The organism is Streptomyces taklimakanensis, from assembly GCF_009709575.1.
Taxonomy (GTDB): domain Bacteria; phylum Actinomycetota; class Actinomycetes; order Streptomycetales; family Streptomycetaceae; genus Streptomyces; species Streptomyces taklimakanensis.
Genome location: NZ_WIXO01000001.1, coordinates 1,737,253 through 1,762,777, shown reverse-complemented (window position 1 = coordinate 1,762,777; position 25,525 = coordinate 1,737,253). Strand labels below are relative to the sequence as shown.

Annotated in this window: 20 protein-coding genes and 2 tRNA genes; 17 read left to right on the top strand and 5 right to left on the bottom strand. The window is 73.5% G+C overall.

Features of this window, described 5'->3' with window-relative positions; all coding sequences use genetic code 11:
- Nucleotides 1–207 precede the first annotated feature (207 nt).
- On the top strand, nt 208–1,197 hold the full coding sequence (galE, locus tag F0L17_RS07800) for a UDP-glucose 4-epimerase GalE (protein ID WP_155070494.1): 990 nt from the start codon (nt 208–210) through the stop codon (nt 1,195–1,197).
- A 105-nt stretch (nt 1,198–1,302) separates the two neighbouring features.
- Here the strand turns inward: galE and F0L17_RS07795 are convergent, their stop codons facing one another.
- Nucleotides 1,303–3,459, bottom strand: coding sequence for a hypothetical protein (locus tag F0L17_RS07795; RefSeq protein ID WP_420802464.1), 2,157 nt, complete (start codon nt 3,457–3,459; stop codon nt 1,303–1,305).
- A gap of 482 nt (nt 3,460–3,941) precedes the next feature.
- Between F0L17_RS07795 and proB the strand changes: the two genes are divergently transcribed.
- From proB to F0L17_RS07770, 5 genes are all read left to right on the top strand, one after another.
- Complete coding sequence (gene proB, locus F0L17_RS07790) at nt 3,942–5,147, top strand: glutamate 5-kinase (RefSeq protein WP_162465938.1); 1,206 nt, start codon at nt 3,942–3,944, stop codon at nt 5,145–5,147.
- Nucleotides 5,148–5,226: 79 nt separating this feature from the next.
- Nucleotides 5,227–5,796, top strand: a complete 570-nt coding sequence (locus F0L17_RS07785; RefSeq protein WP_420802397.1) for a hypothetical protein — start codon at nt 5,227–5,229, stop codon at nt 5,794–5,796.
- A 183-nt stretch (nt 5,797–5,979) separates the two neighbouring features.
- A complete protein-coding gene (locus F0L17_RS07780; RefSeq protein WP_155070492.1) occupies nt 5,980–7,257 on the top strand; it encodes a glutamate-5-semialdehyde dehydrogenase in 1,278 nt (425 codons plus the stop codon).
- A gap of 108 nt (nt 7,258–7,365) precedes the next feature.
- Nucleotides 7,366–8,022 carry an SCO2584 family spore wall biosynthesis protein gene (locus tag F0L17_RS07775; RefSeq protein ID WP_162465937.1) on the top strand — a complete coding sequence of 219 codons (657 nt, stop codon included), beginning with the start codon at nt 7,366–7,368 and terminating at the stop codon, nt 8,020–8,022.
- A gap of 158 nt (nt 8,023–8,180) precedes the next feature.
- Nucleotides 8,181–9,248, top strand: a complete 1,068-nt coding sequence (locus F0L17_RS07770; RefSeq protein ID WP_155070491.1) for an SCO2583 family membrane protein — start codon at nt 8,181–8,183, stop codon at nt 9,246–9,248.
- Between the two features lie 27 nt (nt 9,249–9,275).
- Here the strand turns inward: F0L17_RS07770 and F0L17_RS07765 are convergent, their stop codons facing one another.
- Entirely contained in the window at nt 9,276–10,376 is a 1,101-nt protein-coding gene (locus F0L17_RS07765) for a M48 family metallopeptidase (RefSeq protein ID WP_155070490.1), read from the bottom strand.
- Between the two features lie 142 nt (nt 10,377–10,518).
- Between F0L17_RS07765 and F0L17_RS27005 the strand changes: the two genes are divergently transcribed.
- The 7 genes from F0L17_RS27005 (at nt 10,519) to F0L17_RS07735 (ending at nt 15,501) form a co-directional block, all read left to right on the top strand.
- Nucleotides 10,519–10,677, top strand: a complete 159-nt coding sequence (locus F0L17_RS27005; protein WP_202917848.1) for a hypothetical protein — start codon at nt 10,519–10,521, stop codon at nt 10,675–10,677.
- Nucleotides 10,678–10,731: 54 nt separating this feature from the next.
- On the top strand, nt 10,732–11,361 hold the full coding sequence (gene nadD, locus F0L17_RS07760; RefSeq protein ID WP_155070489.1) for a nicotinate-nucleotide adenylyltransferase: 630 nt from the start codon (nt 10,732–10,734) through the stop codon (nt 11,359–11,361).
- Nucleotides 11,362–11,374: 13 nt separating this feature from the next.
- Nucleotides 11,375–13,336: a LytR C-terminal domain-containing protein gene (locus F0L17_RS27000; RefSeq protein WP_162465936.1), complete on the top strand. Its 1,962-nt coding sequence runs from the start codon at nt 11,375–11,377 to the stop codon at nt 13,334–13,336.
- A 152-nt stretch (nt 13,337–13,488) separates the two neighbouring features.
- Complete coding sequence (gene rsfS, locus F0L17_RS07750) at nt 13,489–13,908, top strand: ribosome silencing factor (protein ID WP_162465935.1); 420 nt, start codon at nt 13,489–13,491, stop codon at nt 13,906–13,908.
- Nucleotides 13,905–14,558, top strand: a complete 654-nt coding sequence (locus tag F0L17_RS07745; protein WP_155070487.1) for a histidine phosphatase family protein — start codon at nt 13,905–13,907, stop codon at nt 14,556–14,558. Before rsfS ends, F0L17_RS07745 begins: the two co-directional genes overlap by 4 nt.
- A 154-nt stretch (nt 14,559–14,712) precedes the next feature.
- Nucleotides 14,713–14,785: transfer RNA gene (locus F0L17_RS07740), tRNA-Ala, on the top strand.
- A 482-nt stretch (nt 14,786–15,267) separates the two neighbouring features.
- Nucleotides 15,268–15,501: a hypothetical protein gene (locus F0L17_RS07735; RefSeq protein ID WP_155070486.1), complete on the top strand. Its 234-nt coding sequence runs from the start codon at nt 15,268–15,270 to the stop codon at nt 15,499–15,501.
- Here F0L17_RS07735 and F0L17_RS07730 read toward each other — a convergent pair.
- Nucleotides 15,480–16,808 carry a glycosyltransferase 87 family protein gene (locus tag F0L17_RS07730; RefSeq protein WP_420802396.1) on the bottom strand — a complete coding sequence of 443 codons (1,329 nt, stop codon included), beginning with the start codon at nt 16,806–16,808 and terminating at the stop codon, nt 15,480–15,482. The two genes, F0L17_RS07735 and F0L17_RS07730, sit on opposite strands and share 22 nt — an antisense overlap.
- Before the next feature lie 189 nt (nt 16,809–16,997).
- Here F0L17_RS07730 and F0L17_RS07725 point away from each other — a divergent pair.
- Both F0L17_RS07725 and leuS read left to right on the top strand, forming a co-directional pair.
- Nucleotides 16,998–17,070, top strand: a tRNA-Ala gene (locus tag F0L17_RS07725).
- Nucleotides 17,071–17,392: 322 nt separating this feature from the next.
- Nucleotides 17,393–20,260: a leucine--tRNA ligase gene (gene leuS / locus F0L17_RS07720; protein ID WP_155070485.1), complete on the top strand. Its 2,868-nt coding sequence runs from the start codon at nt 17,393–17,395 to the stop codon at nt 20,258–20,260.
- A 148-nt stretch (nt 20,261–20,408) separates the two neighbouring features.
- Here the strand turns inward: leuS and F0L17_RS07715 are convergent, their stop codons facing one another.
- Together F0L17_RS07715 and F0L17_RS07710 are read right to left on the bottom strand one after the other, a co-directional pair.
- On the bottom strand, nt 20,409–21,743 hold the full coding sequence (locus tag F0L17_RS07715) for a (Fe-S)-binding protein (protein ID WP_155070484.1): 1,335 nt from the start codon (nt 21,741–21,743) through the stop codon (nt 20,409–20,411).
- A 48-nt stretch (nt 21,744–21,791) separates the two neighbouring features.
- Nucleotides 21,792–23,186, bottom strand: a complete 1,395-nt coding sequence (locus F0L17_RS07710) for an FAD-binding oxidoreductase (RefSeq protein ID WP_155070483.1) — start codon at nt 23,184–23,186, stop codon at nt 21,792–21,794.
- Nucleotides 23,187–23,448: 262 nt separating this feature from the next.
- On the opposite strand from F0L17_RS07710, the gene F0L17_RS07705 reads away from it, so the two are divergent.
- On the top strand, nt 23,449–24,246 hold the full coding sequence (locus F0L17_RS07705) for a hypothetical protein (RefSeq protein ID WP_202917847.1): 798 nt from the start codon (nt 23,449–23,451) through the stop codon (nt 24,244–24,246).
- Between the two features lie 197 nt (nt 24,247–24,443).
- Entirely contained in the window at nt 24,444–25,319 is an 876-nt protein-coding gene (locus tag F0L17_RS07700) for a DegV family protein (RefSeq protein WP_155070482.1), read from the top strand.
- The last annotated feature ends 206 nt before the right edge of the window (nt 25,320–25,525 follow it).

The following is a 25,525-nucleotide window of genomic DNA, read 5'->3' as shown; positions in this document are numbered from 1 at the left end:
CGATTGTGACGGGTGGAGCCGCCGATCGGAGCGTTTCGGTCTCCCGGAACGTGGCGTGACATGATATCTCGCCAGCCACCCACCGGGTCGCTGCCCGCCACCGTCCCCGGTGCCGGGCCGCCGACCGCACGGCCCACCCGTCCGGGCCGCGTGCCGCCGCCCGGAGGGGGCCGCGGACGGGAGGACGGCAGACCGGGAGATGCGCACATGACGTGGATGGTGACAGGCGGAGCCGGGTACATCGGGGCTCACGTCGTCCGGGCGATGGCGGCCGACGGGCAGCGGGTCGTGGTCTACGACGACCTGTCGACCGGTGACGCGGCCCGGGTCCCGCAGGACGTGCCCCTGGTCAGAGGCACCGTCCTGGACCGGGCGGCACTGGACGCGGCGATCCGCGACCACGGGGTGACCGGCGTCGTCCACATCGCCGCCAAGAAGCAGGTGCCGGAGTCCGTGGCCCGCCCCCTGCACTACTACCGGGAGAACGTGACCGGTCTCCAGACCCTGCTGGAGGCGGTCGCGGACGCGGGCGTGCGCCGCCTCGTCTTCTCCTCCTCGGCCGCCGTCTACGGCATGCCCGACGTGGACCTCGTCACGGAGGACACCCCGTGCGCCCCGGTCAACCCCTACGGGGAGACCAAGCTGGCGGGCGAGTGGATGGTGAAGGCGGCCGGTGCGGCGCACGGCATCGGCAACGTGTCGCTGCGCTACTTCAACGTGGCCGGTGCCGCCACGCCCGAACTCGGCGACACCGGGGTGTCCAACCTCGTGCCGATGGTCTTCGAGCGGTTGGAGGCGGGTGGGGCGCCCCGGATCTTCGGGGACGACTACGACACGCCGGACGGCACCTGCGTGCGGGACTTCGTCCACGTCCGGGACATCGCCTCCGCGCACCTGGCCGCCGCCCGCAGGCTGACGGAGGCGGCGGGGGAGGACGCGTCCGACGGGCCCCTCTCCCTGGTGCTGAACATCGGACGGGGCGAGGGCGTCTCGGTCCGGGACATGGTGGAGCGCATCTGCAAGACCACCGGCCACGAGGACACGCGCCCCGAGGTCCACGACCGCCGTCCCGGGGATCCGGCGCGGGTGGTGGCCTCGGCCGACCGGATCCGCGCGGAGCTGGGCTGGTCGGCCCGGCACGGTGTCGAGGAGATGATCGAGTCCGCCTGGGCGGGCTGGCGGCTGCGCCACCCCTGACCCCGGGGAGACGGACGCACGGACGGAAGGCGTGGTGGCCGGGGTCCGACGGGCCCAGGCCACCACGCCTTCCGGACGTCCTCCGCGCCGGTGCCCGGCCGGATCTCACGCGGTGACCGTGTCCTCCGCCGAGCCGTCGACCGCCTGCTCCTGCTCCTGCTCGCCCACCGCTTCCGGGACCCCGGACCGCTCCGGTTCCTCCCGTGCCCCCTGTCCGCGCGGGCCGGCCTCCGCCGCCATCCGGGCCCGGCGCTCGTCCGACCTGGCGCACAACTCCGCGACCGCACGACCGAAGCGAACGATCGACGGCGGGTCGGCCGGGCCCAGCAGGTGCGTCTTCAGTTCGGCGCGGTCGTGCGCCAGGGCGTCCTTCGACGGGTCCCGCACGGAGTCCAGCAGGGCCGGGACGCCCGCCGCGTCGGGCGTGAGCACCACGGCCGCCCGCACCGTCGGGAAGCCGGCCCTGAACTCCTCCTCCGACAGGTCGGTGGTGTTGGTCACCGCGTACGGCTTCTCGCTGCTCAGCCAGTCCGACACCACGCTGGAGACATCGCTGATCAGCAGGTGTGCCCGGTTGAAGCAGGAGTAGAGGGCGGGCCGGTGCCCGGTGACCACCAGGTGCTCCCACTCGGGGTGCGCCGCCCAGTAGGCCTCCTCCCAGGCCGCCGTCGCGGCCGCCACGGCGGCCGCCCGGTCCTCCCGCGGCGCGGACTGGACCAGCATCCGTTCCGCCTCGTCCGCGCTCGCCCGGAACGCCGTGGTGGTCAACTCGTCCAGCTCGGCGGTGCGGCGCTCCAACCGGGCGGCGGCCTCCGGGCCGGGACGCGGCCCGGAGCGCCGGGCGTTGGCCTCGTCGACCAACTGCCGGATCCGTTCGTCGGCCAGGGCCGCGCGGGGGTCCACCGAACCGGTCATCGGGTGCGGCTTGTACAGCAGCCGCACCCCCGGATCCGCCAGCAGCGCCCGGACGATGTTCTCGCCGGCCAGGACGATCGAGGTGTTGCCCGGATCATCGGTCCAGCCCTCCCAGGTGGGGGCGTAGAGCACCGTGAGGGGGGAGTCCGGCGCGGGCGGCCCGGCGTGGGGACGGATCGGCGCGAGCTGGGGGCGGCCGACCTCCACCACGTCCCGGTCCTCGACGCCGATGTCGGCGAGCCGGTAGCGCTCCCGGGCGGCCGGACCGGCCACCCACACCTCGTCGTACGCCTTGGCGTAGGGGTTGCAGCTGGAGAGCTTGTCGCTCTCGCCGTGGTTGATGAAGGCGTGTTTGATCGTGGGGATGCGCAGCACCTGGGAGGTCTTGCCCGAGTTGGACGGGTGCAGCATCACCTTCAGGGGGGAGTGTTCCAGGCGCATCAGGTGGGCGACCTTCGGCACGCACACGATCGGCACGTCGGTCGCGTCGATCCGCTGCACCATGAACCGCTCGCGGAGCACGATCAGCGGCCTGGCGCCCGACACGGCCGGCGCGGCCAGCGTGGACAGCCACATGTTCGCCTGGTAGGCGGAGGCGGTGCCGCCGGAGAAGTACATCGCCACGGTCGGCCGGTACTCCGCCAACCAGCGGTCCAGCCACTCCAGGGCCTGCCGCTCGTCCGCGGGCCGCCTACCGGGCAACAGCCGGCGGGCGAGCACCATGGTGCCGACCAGGACCGTGACCAGCGCGGCGCCCACGCCCAGCAGGCCCCACAGCGCGTCCCCGAGGACGGTGGTGGCCAGCAGCCCGGCCGTGACGGGCACCGACAGGCACAGCAGGCGGCGGCTGGGCTGGCGGGCCAGCAGACGCGGCGGAGCGGGGGACAGACCCAGCTCGGAGGCGTCGATGTTGCGGGTGACCACCGGGAGGGTGCGGGTGCGTCGGACCAGCAGTGCGAGCGCCTGGCAGCAGAAGTGCAGCAGATAGCAGGCCAACAGCGCCGTCACCAGCAGTCGTTCGGTCGATTCCGACACCTCCGGTGCCCCGAGCAGCCCGACGACGAGCAGCAGGTCGCGGAGGAGCTGGCGGGCGGTGATGTCGAAGCGGGTCCTGGCCAACAGGGACGCCACGCGTGGTTGTCTGCCGACGAGGTGCGTGTCGAGGGCGAGCCCGACCACGGAACCGGCGACGAACAGCGACGGCACCTGGTACAGGGCGCCGACGAGCTGGGTGGCGAACGCCGCGAGCAGCAGGACCGGTCCCGGCAGGGCCCGCAGCCGGGAGGGGGTCGCCGGAGGCGTCCGTCCGGCCGGTGGTCGCGGAAGCGACCGGAGGGGGGAAGGGATCCGGGCGGAGCGGGGCGACACAGCGGCTCCCTTCCGCCGGGACGTGGTGCGAAAGAACCTCACCGCTGTGAACGAGGGAGACAACATGCGGGTCACGCTCCTGGTGGACGGGAAGCGGTCGGGGTGCCCTCCCGGAGCCGTGCCGCCGCACGGCGTTCGACCCGCGCCCGGAGCGCCCGTACGGCCACCGCGACGCGGGACGGGAAGGAAGGATTCCGGGAACTTCGGTGGCTTATTTCTGTTTCATCCTGTTCTATCCGCTCGGAGTGCCACGGTGGGGGAGGCGTGACGAGTAGCCGGACGACGGGGTGTCACACGTCCGACGCACGGGCCCGTGCGCTCGGCCCCGTACGCGGCGCGTCCGGCCCACCGCCCACCGCCCACCGCCGTCCGCCGGGCGGGACGGGTGGGCGGGCGGAGACGGGGGTCGCGTAGATTGCGACGCGGACGGGCAACAGGGACCACGCACAGAGGACGCGCAGGTGGCAGCGGCAGAACAGGATCTTCGGCCGGACGTACGGGACGCCCGCAGGATCGTGGTGAAGATCGGGTCGTCCTCGCTCACCACGGCCGCGGGCGGACTGGACGCGGACCGGGTGGACGCGCTGGTGGACGTGATCGCCCGACACCTGGCCGCCCCCGCGGCCGCCGGGAGCGGCGGAGGCGGCAAGGAGCTGGTGCTGGTCTCCTCCGGCGCCATCGCCGCCGGGCTCGCGCCGCTGGGGTTGGACCGCCGCCCCCGCGACCTCGCCCGCCAGCAGGCCGCCGCCAGCGTCGGCCAGGGTCTGTTGGTGGCCCGCTACACGGCCTCCTTCGCCCGGTACGGACGACGCGTCGGACAGGTGCTGCTGACGTCGGACGACACCAGTCGGCGCGCCCACTACCGCAACGCCTACCGCACCCTCGACCAGCTCCTGGCCATGGGCGCGGTGCCGATCGTCAACGAGAACGACACCGTTGCGACCGACGAGATCCGGTTCGGCGACAACGACCGACTGGCCGCGCTGGTGGCCCACCTCGTCCGTGCCGACCTGCTGGTCCTCCTCTCCGACGTGGACGGTCTCTACGACGGGGACCCGACCACCCCCGGCACCTCCCTCATCCGGGAGGTGCGCGGGCCGGACGACCTGGCGGGCGTGGAGATCGGCAGCGCGGGCCGGGCCGGGGTCGGCACCGGCGGCATGGTCACCAAGGTCGAGGCGGCCGACATCGCCGCCGCGGCCGGCGTCCCCGTGGTGCTCACCTCCGCCACGCGGGCCGCCGACGCGCTCGCCGGACGGCCCGTCGGCACGTACTTCCACCGCACCGGACGCCGCTCGGCCGGCCGGCTGCTGTGGCTGGCCCACGCCTCCACACCGCGCGGCGCGCTGGTGCTGGACGAGGGCGCGGTGCGCGCCGTGGTCGAGCGGCGCACCTCACTGCTGCCGGCGGGCCTGGCGGGGGTCGAGGGCGATTTCTCGGCGGGCGACCCGGTCGAGTTGAAGGACGTCTCCGGCCGCGCGGTCGCCCGTGGGCTGGTCAACTTCGACGCCCGCGAGATCCCCCGTCTGATCGGCCGCTCCACCCGCGACCTCGCCCGTGAGCTCGGCCCCGCGTACGAGCGCGAGGTGGTCCACCGCGACGACCTGGTCCTGCTGCGTCGCCGACCGGCGGAACCGACGGCCGAACACTCCGCGCGCGACCGGTGAAGACGGCGGGGAGAGGTCGGCCTTTCAGCGGACAGCTTCCCGAAAACCGTCACACGGCGGCCCGTGGACTGGTCAACTCTTGTGCGGGGGGTCGCCCGGGGAGGCGGCCCGCGGCGCAGGCACACGGAGTTCGGCACCACACGGGAGGCCACCGGTGAGACGACTGACCAGCGTCGACATGGGGTACCCCCAGCGAAGCGAGGGGAGGGGGCATCCCCGGTGGAGCGAGGGGAAACGCTCCCGGCGCGGCACGGGGAGGGACCCGTGGGCCGGCCCCGGGAGTGAGGCGGAGGCTCCCCGTGTCGAGGCGTCGCGGATGTGGCACGTCACCCTCAGCGTCTCCGGGGAGGAGGCCCCGCTCAGGGACGTCAGGAGGGGGCTGGAGCAGCTCGCCCACGACCACCCGTTCCTGCTGGCCGGCCGGTACGCCAACGACCACGCCGAGATCCGGTACTGGGAGGAGGCCCGCGACCTCCACGACGCGGCGGCCGTGGCGCTGCGGCTGTGGGGGGAGCACCGGGCCTCGGCGAAGCTGCCGCCCTGGGAGATCGTCGGGTTGGAGGTCATCGGTCGCGAGACCTACCACCGGCGGGTGGCGGAGGGCTGTGGCCCGTACCCCGCGGTGCCGGTGGGCGTGCACCCCTTCTGAGGGGCGCTCCCGACGGCGGCTCCGGGGCCCTCACGGGCCGGGCGCGCGGGGGCGGCGGCGCGCGGGGGGATGTCGCGGGGGGCGCGGAGCGCGGCGCGAGCCTCCCCGGTCCCACCCGCCCCCCACGTCTCGCGAAGCGGACTTTCCGGCGTACATCCTCCGCGGGCCGGCTAGGCTTGCGGCATGAGCAGCGCATCGCAGACCTCGCCCGTCATCGACACCGCCCGCCGCGCGAAGGAGGCGGCCGCCGTGCTCGCCCCACTGCCGCGCACCGCACGGGACGGCGCGCTGCTCGCCGTCGCCGACGCGCTCGAGGCCCGCGCGGACGAGATCGTCGCGGCCAACGCGGGGGACGTGGCCAAGGCCCGCGCCGCCGGCGCCCCGGACGGAATCGTCGACCGGCTCACCCTCACCCCCGAGCGGATCGCCGCCATCGCCGCCGACGTGCGCGACGTGGTGGCCCTGCCCGACCCGGTCGGCGAGGTGGTGCGCGGTTCCACGCTCCCCAACGGTCTGGAGCTTCGCCAGGTGCGGGTGCCGCTGGGCGTGGTCGGCATCGTCTACGAGGCCCGGCCCAACGTCACCGTGGACGCCGCCGCGCTCTGCCTGAAGTCCGGCAACGCGGTGCTGTTGCGGGGGTCGTCCTCCGCCCACGCCTCCAACGCCGCCCTGGTGGAGGTGCTCCGCGACGCGGTGTCCTCCGCCGGCCTGCCCGCCGACGCCGTCCAGCTGGTGCCCGGCGAGAGCCGTGACAGCGTCAGGGAGCTGATGCGCGCCCGCGGCCTGGTGGACGTGCTGATCCCGCGCGGCGGTGCCTCCCTGATCAAGACGGTGGTCGAGGAGTCCACCGTCCCGGTCATCGAGACCGGCACCGGCAACTGCCACGTCTACGTGGACGAGCGCGCCGACCTCGACATGGCCGTGGAGATCCTGGTCAACTCCAAGGCGCAGCGCCCCAGCGTCTGCAACGCCGCCGAGACCGTGCTGGTGCACACCGGCATCGCCGACGCCTTCCTGCCCCGTGCCCTGGCCGCCCTGGAGAAGGCCGGCGTGACGGTCCACGGCGACGAGGCGTGGGTGAAGGCGGGCGAGGCCGAGGGCGTGACGGTGGTGCCCGCCGACGAGGAGGACTGGGCCACCGAGTACCTCTCCCACGACATCGCCGCCGCCGTGGTGCCCTCCCTGGACGCCGCCGTGGACCACATCCGCCGCTGGACCTCCGGTCACACCGAGGCCATCGTCACCGCCGACACCGCCGCGGCCCGCCGCTTCGTGTCGCTGGTGGACTCCACCGCGGTCATGGTCAACGCCTCCACCCGCTTCACCGACGGCGGCCAGTTCGGTTTCGGCGCCGAGATCGGCATCTCCACCCAGAAGCTGCACGCCCGCGGTCCGATGGGCCTGCCCGAGCTGACCTCGACGAAGTACGTGGTCACGGGCGAGGGGCACGTGCGGAGCTGACCGGGCGGGGGCGGCTCCGTCCGGAACGATCCGTCCGCGGTGGGGATCGGACCAGACGAATCGCGATTATCCCTGCCCAAACTTCCCCGACCGGTCTACGCTGGACACGTGCCGGAGGATGTGGGGGGCCGGCCGCCCGACGGCGGCGAGGAGCCCGACGACCGCGACCGCACGGCGGCGGACGACGTGTTCGCCTCCGTGATCTTCGACGAGTCCTTCGTGAGGGCCGCGTTGATCCACGAGCCCACCGCGGCCGAACGTGGCCTCGCCGCCGCCCAGTCCCCCTCCGAGACGGAGGCGGCGCTCGCGTACGACGATCAGTACGGTCACGGGCCGCGCTGGGAGGACGCCGAGGCTCCCGAGTACGGCCCGGGCGAGGAGGAGGACGAGCACCGTCACGGCCGGTACCGGTACGGGCGGCTGGAGTTCGCCGACCGGCTGGACCACGTGGAGTACGTGGCGGACGCCGAGTACCCGGAGGACGTCGGCTACGCCGCCTACACCGAGGAGGACGAGGGCCGGCACGGCGTCGCCCCCCGCCCCTACCGCGGTCACATCCGTTGGCAGCGCCCGGTCGCGTGGGTGCTGGCGGTGGTGATGGGCGTCGGCATCGTCGCGCTCGCCTTCGCCGCCGTCCACCGGAGCGCCTCCGGGCAGCGGTACCAGGAGCCCGAGCCGCCGCCCGCGACCACCGGGGTGGACGTCCCGTCGGTCGGGCAGCCCGGGGCGCCGCTCTCCCTGTCCGGTCGTTACGCGACCTCCTAGGGGCGGTCCCGGCCGACGCGTACCGCCGCCTTTCGGGGCCCCGGTACACGTCCTCGGTCTGCCCTCGGTGGGCCGCCCGGCGGACGCCTGTCGGGTTTTCCCGGAATTATCGCGCCGCGAGGCGTTTGGGATGGCTTCCACCGACCTACCCTGTCGGTATGACCGGGCACGGGAACCCACCGCCCGAGGGTTTCCCCGGGGGTGCCGACGACGAGTACCGCTCCACCGTCTTCGACGAGTCGTTCGTCCGAGCTGCCCGCCTCCAGGAGTTCTCCGCCAGGGAGCGGTTGGCCGACCACGAGCACCCGGTCCGCGCCCTGCCCTCCGGCCCGCTGCGCGGGCTGCCGTGGCAGGGCCTCGTCCTGACGCTGCTGATCGTCATGGCCTTCGGCGCCGCCGTCTATCTGGGGGCGCGTGCCCCCCAGGAGCCCGTCGAGCCGCCGCCCGGCCGCCAGGTGATGCACAGCACGGTGGTTCCGCTCGCGCCGCGCGGCCAGGTGCCCGGCGGAGCCCCGGAGAGGCTGTTCGAGCACAGCCCGGCCGCCGAGTTCTACGACGGGGCCTCGGGGGTGTCGCTGCCGCCCGCCCGCGACACCGCCCACTTCGCCGAGAGCCAGGTGCTCGCCGCGCTGACCGTCGCCAAGGAGTACCTCGTCGAGAGTTCCGTCAATCCCGAGGTGCTCACCGGATCCACCGAGCGCCCGGTGCGGATACTGCTCGACCCCGACCAGCACCCCCAGTTCGACCGCAGCCTGCGGGAGCCCGCCGACGACGGCCGCCACGCGGCGACCGGCTGGTTGGTGCGCTTCGACCCGGAGCGAACGGCGTTGACCGGGGAGGGGGTGCGGGTGCGCGGCACGATGGAGTACCGGGAGACGGACGCCGCCGCCCTGGAGGTCCACACCGACCACGTCTTCGTCTACGCCGTCCGGCCGGCCGAGGGCGGGACGGACGCGGGGGCCGGTGCCTCGCTGTTCACGGTGCGGCGCGAGCTGCTGCTGCGCTTCGACCGCGAGGACCTGCGCGACCACCACCTCACGGTGGAGCGCAGCACCGTGCGGGCCGGCCCGATGGAGTGCACGGCCCGGCCCCACGACGTGCTGGTGCCCCTGACGGCCGGACAGCGCGCCGGGAACGATCGCCCGGCCGACACCGACCCGTACGCGCGCGACGGCGGCGCGCCGGTGTGCGGAACGCTGGACCCCGGCGCCCTGCCCACTCCCTGAGGCGCCGAGGCTCCCCGGCCCGGATCGTCAGCCGGCGGTGTCCCCGGAGCTCCTCGCCCCGCCGTTCGAGCCGTTTCCGTCGCCCGTGCCGTCGCCGGCGCCGGTACGCCCGGCGAACCGGTCGCGCAGCTTCCCGCCCAGGTCGCCGGCGCCGTCGGTGAGGTCCCGCAGCAGCCCCATGAGCGGGTCCTTGCTGGTGCGCACCGTCTCGGAGTAGTGGTTCGCCGACTGCCGGAACGACTCGTACACCGAGGTGTCCTTGTCGTCCTCGCGGCGCGGGTAGTGCCCGTCCATGATCCGCTGGTAGTCGCGGCCGGACGTCCACCTGCGCAGCTCGGCGGCGCGCACGGTGGTGAAGGGGTGGCTGCGGGGCAGCACGTTGAGGATCTTCAGTACGGAGTCGCGCAGATCACCGCTGGACTCGTACTCGTCGGCCTGCTTCAGGAACGCGTCCACGTTCATCTCGTGCAGGTGGTTGCCACCGGCGATCTTCATCAGGCCGCGCATCGACGCCTGGAGATCCTGCCCGACCAGCAGACCGGCCCGGTCCGCCGACAGCTCCGACTTGCGGAACCACTCGCGCAGCGCCGTCACGATCGCCATGATCGCCATGTTGCCCAGCGGGATCCAGGCCACCTTCACGGCCAGGCCCGTCAGGAACAGCAGGATCGTGCGGTAGACCGCGTGCCCGGACAGGGCGTGGCCGACCTCGTGGCCGATCACCGCCCGCATCTCCTCCTCGTCCAGCAGCTCCACCAGCCCGGTCGTCACCACGATGATCGGCTCGTCCAGGCCGATGCACATGGCGTTGGGCTTCGGGTCCTGCGTGACGTACATCGGCGGGACCTTCTCCAGGTCCAGGATGTAGCAGGCGTCCCGCAGCATGGCGTACAGGTGGGTGAACTGCTCGTCGTCCACCCGCACCGAGTCGGACAGGAACAACAGGCGCATGCTGCGCTCGGGCAGCAGTCCGCTGAGCGCCTTGAAGACGGTGTCGAAGCCGCTCAACCGGCGGAGCGCCACCAGCGCGGAGCGGTCCGCCGGATGCTCGTAGGCCCGGGAGGAGATCCCGGGGAAGCGCCGCCTGGTGCGGCCGGGAGGGTGCTCGGTGCTGCTGCCGTTGGTCATCGTCCGCCCCCTGCGGGTCTGGTGTGGGCCCGTCCCCCGTGTCGGAACCCACCCTAGGCGGTGGGTGCCACGAGCCCCAGCACCCGGCCCGCTTACGATGTGCCTCAAGTTTTTCCGCCCCTACCCGATAGGTCTGCCGACGATGACCCTCACCGAGACCGCGCACACCCTCGCCCTCCTCGCCTCCGAGGGCGGTGAGCACGGCGGTGCGTCCGCCAGTCCGCTCGCCACCGGTGGCGGTGCCCTGCTGGTGCTCCTCCTGCTGCTGTGGATCACCACCCGCTTCAACCGGGACCGCTGAGGCCCGGGGCCTCACGGGGACGGAATCGACGTCGGACGGCTAAGGTCGGCACGCATGGGAGAGCACATAGTGTCCGGCACCGGTAGGCGGCGGCTGGGAGTGATGGGCGGGACGTTCGACCCGATCCACCACGGACACCTGGTCGCCGCGAGCGAGGTGGCGGCGCGGTTCGAGCTCGACGAGGTGGTCTTCGTGCCGACCGGGCAGCCGTGGCAGAAGAGCCACAAGGCGGTATCGCCGGCCGAGGACCGCTACCTGATGACGGTCATCGCCACCGCGTCCAATCCACAGTTCTCCGTCAGCCGCATCGACATCGACCGCGGCGGTCGGACGTACACCATCGACACGCTGCGGGACCTGCGCGCCCTGCACCCCGACGCCGAGCTGTTCTTCATCACCGGCGCGGACGCGCTCGCCCAGATCTTCACCTGGCGCGACGTCGACGAACTGTTCTCGCTCGCCCACTTCATCGGGGTCACCCGTCCGGGGCACCCCCTGACCGACCCGGGGCTGCCCGACGGCGGGGTGTCCCTGATCGAGGTCCCGGCACTGGCGATCTCCTCGACGGACTGCCGTGCGCGTGTGGCGCAGGGGGATCCCGTCTGGTATCTGGTGCCGGACGGGGTGGTGCGCTACATCAACAAACGCCGGCTGTACCGGGACGGACAGGCGCCGAGGGGCTAGAGGGGCGGCAGTCGTGAACGATCGACAGGACCCGTACGGGCCGGGGGAGCCGCCGCGGACGTGGGGCTACGTCCAGGAGGGACACGACCACGGCCCCGGCTACGACGAGTACGGCCGGCCGCTCCCCGTCGATCCACCGCGGCAGTACGACCCGTACCGGGACGCCGGAGGCCACGGGGGCGCCGCCTACGGCACGGACCCCCACGGCACGGACCCCTACGGCACCGGCGCCTACGGCACGGCCCCCCACGGGACGGACTCCCACGGCGCGAGCCCCTACGGAGCCGACGTCCACGGAACCGGCGCCTACGGGTACGCCCCGGACCCCTACGGCACCGGTTCCCCGGACGGATACGCGCCGGGGGCGTACGGCCAGGACGCCTACGCGCCCGGGTACGCCCCGGACCACACCCAGGGCGGCCACCCGTCCGCTCCCGACACGGGCGGTGTGGATCCGTACGGCGACGGCTGGACCACCGCCCCCGCCGACACCGGCCGGCCCCCGTCGGGCCCCTGGGTCCCCCAGCAGCCCCAGGGCCCCTGGTACGAGGACGGTTCCGAGGGACCCGCCGGCCCCGGACGGGAGGCCGACGGCGGCACCACCGCGCCCGCGCCCGCGGACGTCCCGGGCGGCGGCCTTGGCGACCGGGAGGGCCCGAGCGGCCCGGAACGTCCCGGCGCCCGGGACGACGGTCCCGACGCTCCCGACGGCGAGTACCGGACCGAGGAGTTCTCCTTCGTCGAGGAGCAGGACGAGGAGTCCGAGGACGTCATCGACTGGCTGAAGTTCTCCGAGAGCCGCACCGAGCGGCGTGAGGAGGCCAAGCGGCGCGGCCGCAACCGCATGGTGGCCCTGGCCGCAGTCCTCGCCGTGGCCCTGGTGGCGGGCGTCGGCTGGCTCTGGTACGCGGGCGTGCTGCCGGGCGCGTCCGAGGGCGGGGACGCCGAACAGGCGGCCGGCGGGGCCCAGAAGCGTCAGGTGATCGTCGTCCACCTGCGCGAGATCGACGGCGGCGAGACCTCCACGGTGCTGCTGGTGGACAACGAGACGGCCCGCAGGGGGACCACCGTCCTGTTGCCCAACTCCCTGGCCGTCTCCTCCGGGACGGGCGGTGGGGGCACCACGCTCGGCAAGGCGTTCGAGTCCGAGGGGGCGGCGGCCACGCGCGACGCGCTGGGCCTGCTGCTCGGGACCGAGATCCGGGGCACCTGGCGGTTGGACACCCCGTACCTGCACAGCTGGGTCGATCTCGTCGGTGGCATCACCCTCGACGCCGACACCACCGTGCCCGGTGCCGAGAAGGGCGACGACCCCCTGGTGGAGCAGGGGAAGGACCGCGACCTCGACGGCGAGGCCGCGGTCGCCTACGCCACCCACCGGGCCGACGGCGAACCGCAGACCGAGCAGCTCGCCCGCTTCGGACAGGTCGTGCAGGCCACGCTCACCAAGATGTCCGACGACCCGGCGACCGCCACCAAGACGGTCAGGGCGCTGACCCAGATCCTCGACCCCTCCCTGACCGACGCGCAGCTCGGCGCCAGCCTCGCCGAGCTGGCCGGCTACGCCAAGAAGGGCGACTACAGCACCGAACTGCTGCCCGTCGAGGACGACGGCACGCTGAGCGACGAGACCGGCCGGAGCCTGGTGAAGGACATCCTCGGCGGCACGGTGAAGAACACCGATCCGGACGCCACCCCGCGGGTGAGCCTGCGGGACGCCGGGGGCGACGAGGACGCCGCGACCGCCGCCCGGGTGGCGTTGGTCAACGGCGGCTACACCGTCGTCGGAGCCGGCAGCGCCGGATCGACGCAGGCCACCACCCGCGTGACGTACTCCGACGAGGCGAACAGGGCGAAGGCCGTGGAGGTCGCCAGGACGCTCGGTCTGTCGGAGGAGGCCGTCTCCCAGGGCCGGGGAGCGGCCAACGCCGACGTCACGGTGGTGCTCGGGAAGGACTACGAGCCCCGGGGATGAACCGGAGCGGGCCCCGGGTACGCACCCCGCGGGCCGCGCGGGGTACGGGCCCGGGTCCGACCCGCCCCGGCCCCCGGAGGCCGACGGAGCCGGTCCGCGGTGGTTCGTGAGACCCTGGAGGGGTTGTTGACCACCGACCGAAAGCGTTGCCTGTGACCGCCACGGACCGCTCCATCGAGCTGATCAACGCAGCAGCCCAGGCTGCCGCCGACAAGCTCGCCCACGACGTCGTCGCCTACGACGTCAGCGATGTGCTCGCCATCACCGACGCCTTCCTGTTGGCCTCCGCCCCCAACGACCGCCAGGTGAAGGCGATCGTCGACGAGATCGAGGAACGGCTGCTGAAGGAGAAGGGCGCCAAGCCGGTGCGCCGCGAGGGGGAGCGCGACGGCCGCTGGGTCCTGCTGGACTTCGTGGACATCGTGGTGCACGTCCAGCACAGCGAGGAGCGGGTCTTCTACGCCCTGGAGCGCCTGTGGAAGGACTGCCCGCAGATCGACCTGCCCGAGGACGCCAAGGCGACCCGGGGCAAGGGGGAGGAGACCGAGCGCGAGGGCGGTGAGTCGAGCTGAACGGGCGGGTTGCGGGACGCGGCCGCCGGATCGTGCTGTGGCGGCACGGTCAGACCGCGTGGAACGTCGAGCGTCGTTTCCAGGGCACCACGGACATCGAGTTGACCGAGGCGGGCGTCGAGCAGGCGCGCCGCGCCGCCCGTCTCCTGGCGGCGCTCGGGCCGGACGCGATCATCGCCTCCGACCTGAAGCGGGCCGTCGACACCGCCGCCGAACTGGCCGCCCTCACCGGCCTCGACGTCACCCACGACGAGGGCCTGCGCGAGACGTACGCGGGCGTCTGGCAGGGGCTGACGCACGAGGAGATCATCGAGCGGTACGGCGAGGAGTACGCCGCCTGGAAGCGCGGCGAGCCCGTGCGGCGCGGCGGCGGCGAGCTGGAGACCGAGGTGGCCGACCGGGCCGCGCCGATCGTCGAACGCAACGCCGACAAGCTGCCCGACGGCGGGATCCTGGTCGTGGTCAGCCACGGCGGCACCATCCGCACCACCATCGGCCGCCTCATCGGTCTGGAGCCACGCTCGTGGGAGGCGCTGGGCGGGCTGACCAACTGCTGCTGGTCCGTGCTGGGCGAGGGAGCCCGGGGCTGGCGGTTGCTGGAGCACAACGCCGGGACGCTGCCTCAGCCGGTCCTCGGCGACGACGTCTGACCCGGTCTCGGACGCCCCCCGTGATGCCGCCCGCCCCGGGCCGGCCACGGGGGCTCGGGGCGGCTCGGCGGCGGATTTCGCGTTCGGGCAGGTCACGGGGTAAGCTTCTTCCCGTTCACGGCGCCGCGGTGAGAAGCGGCGGAGCCTGAACGATGGGGCTATAGCTCAGTTGGTAGAGCGCTTGCATGGCATGCAAGAGGTCAGGAGTTCGATTCTCCTTAGCTCCACAGCAGCGGAACGAAGGTCCCGCACCCACCGGGTGCGGGACCTTCGTCGTTTCCGGCGGTGCCGCGACGCGTCTCGGCCTCCTCCGCGGTCCGCCCGCTCACCCCGCCGCTGCTCACGGATCGGAAACGGAACGGGGGTTGGGCGTTCTCGCGCCCTCCTGCGCACGGGTGTGACGTGGCACAATCGGACCGCCGGGTGAGGCCGCCGCCCCGTGGAAGCGGGCCTGCGGAAGGAAGTCCGGGGGGATGGGCGCCGTGATGCCGGGACGAAGGAGCGCCACGGATCCCGCTTCCCGACCCGGGGACGGTCGGGCGCCGCCGGGGCTCCCGCCGTGGGGGCCGCGGTACCGAAACGACCGGCGGGCCGGAGAGATCACCGGAGAGACCACCGAAGAGACCGAAGACATCGACGACGGCAGAGACAGCGGAGGGATCCCCCACGTGCGCACGCCTGCGGTCACGGCTGGAGTTGGCTGACGGACATGGGCGCTCACAGCAGGAAGTGCGACTGGTGCGGCAGCGGCACCCCGATCGTCCGCGACATGGAGCCGGTCAACACGACGTACCAGTACTGGTGCGTCGAGTGCGCGCGGGCGCTGATCATCAAGGGCGACCCGATCGAGGTCTACCGCGAACTGGAGGGCGAACCCATCTACGGGCGACTGCTCGAGGAGCACTGCACCCTCAAACGCTTCTACTGCTTCGTCGCGGCCTGAGGGCGGCTCCGCCGCAGGGCCACCACCACCGACACCGCGGCGAGCGACAGCAGCGCCACGCCCGCCACCGGATAGACCGCCGACAGCGCCATCTGCGCGCCGGTCTGCCGCAGTTCGAGCCGTTCCGCCGAGGAGCCGTGGGGCACCCACCACAGCGCGTACGAGCAGAACAGCAGCGCGACCGGCCCCACCCCCACCCACCACGACGGGCGGCCCCGGCGCAGCGCCTCGGAACCGAGCAGCAGTACGGCCGGTACGCACCACACCCAGTGGTGTGACCAGGAGACCGGGCTGATCAGCAGGGCCGTGCAGGCGACGGTGACGGTGGCCCAGGCGTACGCGGAGGGCAGCCGGCGCGGCCCGGCGAGCGCGGCGGCCACCGCGACGGAGAGCCCGGCCACGGCCACCACGGCGGCCACGACCGCCCAGGTCGAACCGGGGTCGTCGGTGTGCGTCAACCGGGCCAGGACGCCGCGCAGCGACTGGTTGGCGGTGTCCTCCACGCGGCCGACCCGCTCCGGCGAGAACAGGGCCTCCGTCCAGAAGGTTCGGGAGTCACGGGGCAGCACCAGCGCCGCCAACAGCACCGTCCCGGCGAAGGACGCGGCGGCCACCGAGGCCCGGCGCAGCCAGGGGTTCCACATGTCGCGCCATCCGCCGCCCGGACTCCGCAGCCGTCGCCAGGCGCTCACCAGCCCGCACAGCGCCAGGAACACCGCGAACAGCGAGGGCGTCAGCTTGATGCCCGCCGCCACCCCGATGCCCACGCCCGCCCAGCGGTGGTCGGTCCGGCGGGAGAGGTCCCACAGGACCACCACCGCGAGCAGCAGGTTGACCTGTCCGTACCGCAGCGTCGTCCACACCGGTTCGCACCACACGGCGACCGCCGACACCGCCAGGACGGCGGCCGGGCGCGGCAGGCGCAGCGGACGGCCGACCAGCCGCAGGGACAGGTGCACCAGGGCGACCAGCAGGGCGAGGTTGGCCACCGTGGCCAGGAGGCGCATCTCCGGCACGCCGACGAACGTGAGCGGCATGAACAGCAGCGCGGCGAACGGCGGGTAGGTCATCGGCAGTTCGGCGTACGTGGCCCGCATCGCGTACAGGTCGCCACCGGTGCGGGCGGTCCAGCCCCCGGCCCGGTAGACCATCAGGTCGATCATGGAGACGTCCGCGGCCCGCTGGGCCGCCAGGAAGGCGGTGAAGGACAGCAGGCAGAACGTCGCGGCGATCCGTACGGACCGCTTCTGCAGATACGCCCTCGCCGTGGGGAAGCGGCGGACGACGGTCAACTGCAGCGTGCTCACGGGCGGCTCCGGTCTCCGGGAGGGATGGCCACAGGGGGGACGGCCCGTACGCGACGCACGCGAACGGGGGGTGCGGAGACCAGACAGTACCCGCCCGCCGTAACCCGCTCGTTATGGGATTTGGCGAAGAGCGGTCCGGGGCGTGTAAAGTAGGCGACGTCGCCGCGGGGGACCGCGGAGGACGAACAAGGGGCTATAGCTCAGTTGGTAGAGCGCTTGCATGGCATGCAAGAGGTCAGGAGTTCAATTCTCCTTAGCTCCACATTCGGAGAGCGGGCCGTCCGTACGGGCGGCCCGCTCTCGTTCGTCTGCCCGTGCTCGTCGAGGGCGCCGGGTCTCCGGCCGCCGGGCGGCCGCCGGGGTGGAGGGGGCCTTGCGGTACCCTGACCGCATGCGTGCCGTACGCCTTCTGCTTAGCGGGCCGCGCTGAACCACCGCCGACCCTCCGGTCCCGGTTCCGGCGAGGTCGGAATCAGCGCGGCGCCCCCTCCTGTGCGAGGGGTCTTTTGTTTTACGGACCACGGGTCCCGCACGACCCCGCCGGTTCCCGCGAGCAGACGACGACCGATGGAGCTTAGAGGACGATGAGCGAGACCACCGCCGCCGCGGAGACCGCGGCCCCCCATCGCTACACGGCCGCGCTGGCCGCCGAGATCGAGGCGCGCTGGCAGGACTTCTGGGACGAGCACGGCACGTACGAGGCCCCCAACCCCACGGGGGACCTGGCCGGGGATCCCGAGACCGTCGCCAGGCCCGAGCGGTTCATCATGGACATGTTCCCGTACCCCTCGGGCGCGGGCCTGCACGTCGGGCACCCGCTGGGGTACATCGCCACCGACGTCACCGCGCGCTACCTGCGGATGACCGGTCACAACGTCCTGCACACCCTGGGTTTCGACGCCTTCGGCCTGCCCGCCGAGCAGTACGCCGTGCAGACCGGTACCCACCCGCGGGTGTCGACCGAGGCCAACATGGAGAACATGAAGGCCCAGTTGCGGCGGCTGGGTCTGGGCCACGACCAGCGCCGGTCCTTCGCCACGATCGACCCGGACTACTACCGCTGGACCCAGTGGATCTTCCTGAAGATCTTCGACTCCTGGTACGACGAGGAGGCGGACCGGGCCCGGCCGATCGCGGAGCTGGTCGAGCAGTTCGACAGCGGCAGGCGCCCCACGCCGGACGGTCGCCCCTGGAGCGAGCTGAGCGCGGCCGAGCGGGCCGACGTGCTGGGCGAGTACCGACTGGCGTACGCCTCCGACGCGCCGGTCAACTGGTGCCCCGGCCTGGGCACCGTCCTGGCCAACGAGGAGGTCACCGCCGAGGGCCGCTCCGAGCGCGGCAACTACCCCGTCTTCAGGGCGAAGCTGCGCCAGTGGAACATGCGCATCACCGCCTACGCCGAGCGGCTGCTGCGCGACCTGGACGGACTGGACTGGCCCGAGGCCATCAAACTGCAGCAGCGCAACTGGATCGGCCGCAGCGAGGGCGCCCGCGTCGAGTTCCCCGTGGAGGGAAGCGACGAGCGGATCACCGTCTTCACCACCCGCCAGGACACCCTGTTCGGGGCCACCTACATGGTGCTGGCGCCCGAGCACGACCTGGTGGACCGGATCGTGCCCGACGCCTGGCCCGAGGACACCCGCGAGGCGTGGACGGGCGGTCACGCCACCCCGGCCGAGGCGGTCGCCGTGTACCGCGAGCAGGCCGCGGCCAAGTCCGACGTGGAGCGGCAGGCCGACGCGAAGGAGAAGACCGGGGTCTTCACCGGCGCCTACGCCGTCAATCCGGCCGGCGGTGAGCGGATCCCGGTCTTCATCGCCGACTACGTGCTGATGGGGTACGGCACCGGCGCGATCATGGCCGTCCCCGCCCACGACAGCCGGGACTTCGCCTTCGCGCGCGCCTTCGAGCTGCCGATGCGCTGCGTGGTCAAGCCGACCGACGGCCGCGGCACCGATCCGTCGACCTGGGACGACGCCTTCGACTCGTACGACGCCACGATCATCAACTCCACCGGTGTGGAGGTGTCGCTGGACGGTCTGGGCGTCGCCGAGGCCAAGATCCGGACGACCGAGTGGCTGACCGAGCGCGGCATCGGCGAGGGCACCGTCAACTACCGGCTGCGCGACTGGCTGTTCAGCCGGCAGCGTTACTGGGGCGAGCCCTTCCCGATCGTCTACGACGAGGACGGCGTGGCCCACGCCCTGCCCGAGTCGATGCTGCCGCTGGAGCTGCCCGAGGTCGAGGACTACTCCCCGCGCACCTTCGACCCCGACGACGCCGACACCGAACCCGAGACCCCGCTGTCGCGGAACGAGGAATGGGTCAACGTCACCCTGGACCTGGGCGACGGCCCCAAGCGGTACCGGCGCGAGACCAACACCATGCCCAACTGGGCCGGCTCCTGCTGGTACGAGCTGCGCTACCTGGATCCGCACAACGACGAGCGGTTGGTCGACCCCGAGGTCGAGCGCTACTGGATGGGTCCGCGCGAGGACAAACCGACCGGCGGCGTCGACCTGTACATCGGCGGCGCCGAGCACGCCGTGCTGCACCTGCTGTACGCCCGCTTCTGGTCCAAGGTGCTGTACGACCTGGGGTACGTGTCCTCGGCCGAGCCGTTCCACAAGCTGTTCAACCAGGGCATGATCCAGGCGTACGTCTACCGCGACTCCCGCGGCATCGCGGTGCCCGCCGCCGAGGTCACCGAGCGCGACGGCGCGTACTGGTACAAGGGCGAGAAGGTCAGCCGGGCGCTGGGCAAGATGGGCAAGTCCCTGAAGAACGCCGTCACCCCGGACGAGATCTGCGCCGAGTACGGCGCCGACACGCTGCGGCTGTACGAGATGGCGATGGGTCCGCTGGACGTCTCCCGTCCGTGGGACACCCGCGCGGTCGTCGGCCAGTACCGGCTGCTGCAGCGGCTGTGGCGCAACGTCGTGGACGAGGCGACGGGCGAGGTGTCGGTCGTCGACGCCGAGCCGGACGAGGAGACCCTGCGGGCGCTGCACAAGGCGATCGACGGGGTGCGGCAGGACATGGCGGGGCTGCGCTTCAACACCGCCATCGCCAAGATCACCGAGCTGAACAACCACGCCACCAGGCTGCGCGAGGTGCCGCGTTCGGTGGCCGAGTCGCTGGTCCTGCTGATCGCGCCGCTGGCCCCGCACGTCGCCGAGGAGCTGTGGCACCGGCTGGGCCACGAGGACAGCGTCGTGTACGCGGACTTCCCCGTCGCGGACCCCCGGTACGTGGTGGACGAGACCGTGACCTGCGTCGTCCAGGTGCGCGGCAAGCTCAAGGCCCGGCTGGAGGTCTCCCCGGACATCTCCGAGGCGGACCTGGAGAGCCGGGCGCTGGCCACGCCCGCGGTGGTGAACGCGCTGGACGGCGCGGGAGTCCGGAAGGTGATCGTCCGGGCGCCGAAGCTGGTGAACGTCGTCCCGGCCTGAGCCCGGTCCGCCCCGGCGCCGTGGAGCCACGGCCCGAGGGCGGCCCGAGGACGTGGGACGTCGCGGGGCGGAGACCGTCACCCGGTCTCCGCCCCGCCCGCCTTCCCGGCCCGCGGCCACGGGGACACCCGCCGCCCCGCCGGCGGAATCAGTCGGCGGGGGCCTCCGGCTCCCCCCGGTCCTTCCCGGCCCCTCCGCTCCCCCCGGCCTCCCCGGCCGCCGCCAGGGCGAGCAGTTCGGCGAGGTGGAGCGCGCGCACCCGCGAGCCGCCGCGCCGCAGCCCCTGCCGGAGCTGACGCAGGCATCCGGGGTTGACGGCCACGACGTAGTCCACGTCCGCCGCCTCGATCGCGGCCAGCTTCGGGGCCAGTACGGCCCGGCTGTCGGCGGGCCGGAGCATCGAGTACGTGCCGGCGGCGCCGCAGCAGTCGCCCGCGTTCGGCAGCTCCACGTACTCGGCGACCGCGGCGATCGCCTCCCGGGGTGGGCGCGTCACACCGAGCCCGTTGCGCAGGTGGCAGGAGTCCTGCAGGGCGACCCGTGCCGGGCGGCCGTCGACCGTGACCCTGCCCGCCGGGCGGTGGCCCGTCAGCTCCAGGTACTCGCTCAGCTCCCGCACGCGACCACGTCCCAGGTGGTGGGCCAGGTGGGCGGCGCAGCCGCCGGCGGTGGTCACGATGGTGCCCGGCAGGCGCTCACCGAGCGCGTGGGCCAGCTCGGCGCCGGCGGCGGAGTCGCCGTTGTGGGCGTGCAGCGCGCCGCAGCAGCCCTGCCCGGGCGGTACGTCGACCTCCGGCCGCAGCGTGCGGACGGCTCGGGAGACGGCCGGGTACAGGCCGCGCTCGACGCAGCCCAACATCAGCGAGACGGGCTCCGCCGGGCGGCTCGACGCCGCTTCCGGCGCGTCCCGCCGGGTGGCCTGTGGCGCCCCCGTCCCCGCCCTCGCTCCCGCTCCCGGCCGCCGTCCGGGGCGGGCGTGGCGCCGAACGAGTCCCTGGAGCCGCAGCAGGGCGGGCCGGGACACCAGGGCCATCAGCAGCCGGGCGATCAGAGGGCGGTCACGGCCCCGCCACTGGTGGTCCCGCCACTGCTCCAGCAGCGCGCCGTACCGGACGCCCGCGGGGCAGACCGGCTCGCAGGCCCGGCAGCCCAGGCAGAACGACGACTCCTCGGCCAGGGTGGGGTCGTCCGGCGCGAGGTCGCCGGACTCCAGCGCCCGCATGAGCGTGATGCGCCCGCGCGGGGAGGAGGGCTCCTGACCGGTGAGGGTGTAGGTGGGGCAGGCGGGCAGGCAGAAACCGCAGGAGATGCAGCGGTCGAGCAGATCCTTGTCGAAGACGCCAAGGCCCGGGCCGGATGCCGGGCCGGGCGTCGGGCCGGGCGTCGGGCCGGACTCCCGACCGGACCCCGGGGTCGGCTTCCGCGGGGCCGCAGGCGCCACGGGCTCTCGGGGGGACCGGTGGGAGGGTCGGTCGGTGGTCATCGGAGCTCCTCCGGGGACGCCCCCGCCGTCGGGTGGGGGGAGGGGAAGTCAGGAACCGAGCTTTCCGGGGTTGAGGATGCCGGCGGGGTCGAAGGCCCGCTTGATGCGGCGCAACAGGGCCACCTGGTCGTTCCCGATCCGGTCGGCCAGGTACGGCAGTTTGGCGGCGCCCACACCGTGTTCGCCGGTGATGGTGCCGTCCAGTTCGATGGCGGCCGCGAAGATCTCCGCGAACGCCTTGTGCGAGCGTTCCACGGCCGCCCCGTCGTCCGGGTCCAGCACGCAGGTGGGGTGGAGGTTGCCGTCGCCCGCGTGCCCGAAGGTGGCGATCATCAGATCGTGACGGGCGGCGATGTCGTCGATGCGGTCCACCATCTCGGCGAGCCGGTGCCGGGGCACGGTGGCGTCCTCCAGGATCGTCAGCGGGGCCAGCCGGGAGAGGGCGGGCAGCGAGCAGCGGCGGGCGGCCAGCAGCGCCTCGGAGCGGGCGACGTCCTCGGCGAGGGTGACCTCCGGCGAGCCGGCGTCCGCGCAGACCTCGCCGATGCGGGCGAGCGTGCCGGCCACCGCGCCGGTCGGGCCGTCGTCGCCGAACAGCAGCAGCGCGCCCGCGTCCCGCCGCAGGCCGAGCCCGGCGAACTCCTCCACGGCCACCACGCACTTGCGGTCGAGGAACTCCAGCGTGGCCGGGAGGACGCCGCTCGCGATGACGGCCGCCACGGCGCGGGAGGCGTCGGCGAGGGAGTCGAAGTAGGCGACCCCGGTACCGGTCTCCTCCGGTGCCGGCAGCAGGCCCACGGTGACCTCGGTGATCACCGCGAGCGTCCCCTCGGAGCCGGTCAGCAACCGGGTGAGGTCGTAGCCGGCCACGTCCTTCCAGAGCCGGCCGCCGGTGCGTACGACCTCCCCGGTGGGGAGGACCGCCTCCAGGCCGAGGACGTGGTTGCGGGTGACGCCGTACTTCAGGCCGCGCAGTCCGCCGGCGCAGGTGGCCACGTTGCCGCCGACGGTGGAGACGGTGCGGCTGCCGGGGTCGGGAGCGTAGAGCAGCCCCTGGCGGGCCGCCGCGTCGGAGAGTGCCGCGGTGGTCACCCCGGTCTGCACGCGGGCCAGCAGCTCGGCGGGACTGACCTCCAGGACGCGGTTCAGCCGGGTCAGCGCCATCACGATGCCGCCGCTCAGGGGCACGGTGGCGGCGCACAGGTTGGAACCCGCGCCGCGCGGTACGACGGGCACGCCCCGATCGGTGGCGTACCGCAGGACCGCCGCCACCTCGTCGGTGGAGCCGGGCAGCACCACGGCGTGGGGTCGGGCGGTGTACAGGGGGGTGGCGTCGCGGGCGTAGGCGGTCAGCGCGCCGTCGTCCACCCGTACGTGCTCGCGCCCCACGAGGCCGGCCAGATCGTCGGCCAGGCTCCCGGGCGGATCCGTGCCCACGGTCATCGACGCACCACCATCCTGTGTCGGGTGTCCGGGCCCGTGCGGGCCTGCCGACAGACGGTAGACCAGCGGACGGACGGCGACGAGCGGGCGAGCGCGCGTCGGTCCGGAAGTCCGGCCGAACCCCTACGGGACGCGCGGGGGAACGTTCCGGGCCCGGCGGAACTCCGTATCGGACCCGGCGCGTTTACCCTGGGAGAACGGCCGCCCCGCCGGGAGAGGACCTGGAGGGCGGGGAGGCACCGGCGGACGAGGGAGCGGACCTGTGGAGTTCGTCACCGGCCTGATGGCTGTGCTTTTCGTGCTCTTCGTACTCTTCGTGGCCCTCGGCGCGTTCCTCACCGTCAAGGCGGTGCGCACGGTCAAGCGCGGCGTGGAGCGGACGGGGCGGCAGGTGCGTCACACCGTGGAGGAGACGACCCTGCGGGCTCGCAGCGCCCAGCCCGGTCCGATCGGCGAACTGGCCCGGGTACGGCTGGAACTGCGCGCCTCCCTCGACGGCACCCGACGTGCCCTGGAGGCCGGGGTCGCGCACGACGCCTCGCTGGCCGAGGCCGTCGGCCTGTTCGAACGGCTCGACGATCACGCCCGCCAACTCGACGGCGAACTGCGGCTGCTGATGGAGCGCGAACCGGACCGGAACCGGATCGCCGCCCGGCTGCCGGAGGCACGCGAGCGCGCCGACCGCATCCGCGCCTCCGCGGACTCGTTGCGCTTCGCCGCCCAGGACCGGGCCCTGCGACACGACGAGGAGAGCCTGGCCGCCCTCGGCGAACAGATCGAGATCGAGGCGGGCGCCCTGCGCCACTGGATGGAGCCCGGTGCGGAGGAGGCCCCCCGCGCCGCGGGGGCCACCGGCGCGCCCGGTGCGTCCGGCGCTCCCGCCCCGGGGACGTCCGAGGCCCCCGGTGGCCGGCGGCCACCGGGGATCGAGGGCGGGAAGGACCCCCGGCAGGGGTGGCCGGGAGCCCATGGCACCGGTTCGGCCGGAGATCCCGTCGGGGAGTTCGGCACCGGCCTCGGCCCGGACTTCGGCAGGGGCCACCCGCGGAGCGCCCCGTGAGCGCGGGCGGCCGGTCGTGTGTCGCTCCCGTGCGGTGAAGCGTGCCGTGGGGCGCGCTGTGAACCGGTGACGTACCGCTGACGGCCGCCCGGTGAACGGCTCCCGTCCCGGCGGACGCGCGGCGGACGGGAACACGACGGCCCGCGCCGGGCGGCTCGCGTCGCCACCGCGCCGAAGAGCCCGGTAATCTCCGCCCCATGTCCCGCCATGTCGCGATCGTCACTGACTCCACGGCCTACCTGCCGCGGGCGGCGCTGGAGCGGCACCGCATCACCTCGGTGCCGCTGACCGTGGTGCTCGGCGACCGGGCGTTGGAGGAGGGCACCGAGATCTCCGCCCGTTCGCTGGCCGAGGCGCTCGGGAAGCGGCGGTCGGTGACCACCTCCCGGCCTGGTCCCTGGGTGTTCGCCGACACCTACCGGGCCATCGCCGAGGCGGGGGCGGAGAGCATCGTCTCCCTCCACCTGTCGGCGGAGATCTCCGGCACCTACGACGCGGCCGTGCTCGCCGCCCGGGAGGCACCCGTACCGGTGCGTGTGGTGGACACCGGCATGGTGGCGATGGCACTGGGCTTCTGCGCCCTGGCCGCGGCCGGGACCGCCGAGGCGGGCGGCACCCTGGAGGAGACGGTCGCCGCGGCGCGCAAGCGCGCCGCGGGAACCTCGGCGTTCTTCTACGTGGACACCCTGGAGTACCTGCGGCGTGGTGGCCGTATCGGCGCCGCCCGGGCGCTGCTGGGCTCCGCGCTGGCGGTCAAGCCGCTGTTGGAGCTGGAGAACGGCCGCATCGGTCTGTTGGAGAAGGTCCGCACCGCCTCCCGCGCCATCGCCCGTCTGGAGGAGATCGTCGTGGACCGGGCGGGAACCGCGCCCGTGGACGTCGCCGTGCACCACCTGGCGGCGGCGGACCGTGCCGACCACCTCGCGCAGCGCCTGCGCGAACGGCTGCCGGGGCTGGAGGAACTGCACGTCAGCGAGGTGGGGGCGGTGATCGGCGCGCACACGGGGCCGGGGTTGCTGGGCGTGGTGGTGTCACTCAAACAGGTGGCGGAGTTGTCCACAACCGGCCGGTAGTCCACGGGAAAGGGCGGCCGCCGGAAGGAAGGGGCGGGCCCGCCCTACCGTCGGCCGACATGAGCTCTCGACCACGCCTTCGACCGCGTTTCCCCTCCGACCCCTCCACCTCCACCTCCACCTCCGCGTCCGTCTCCGCCGCGGAGCCCGCTTCCCCCTCCCCCTCCCCCTCGACCGGGCGGCCTCCCACCTGGGGCCGGTCGACA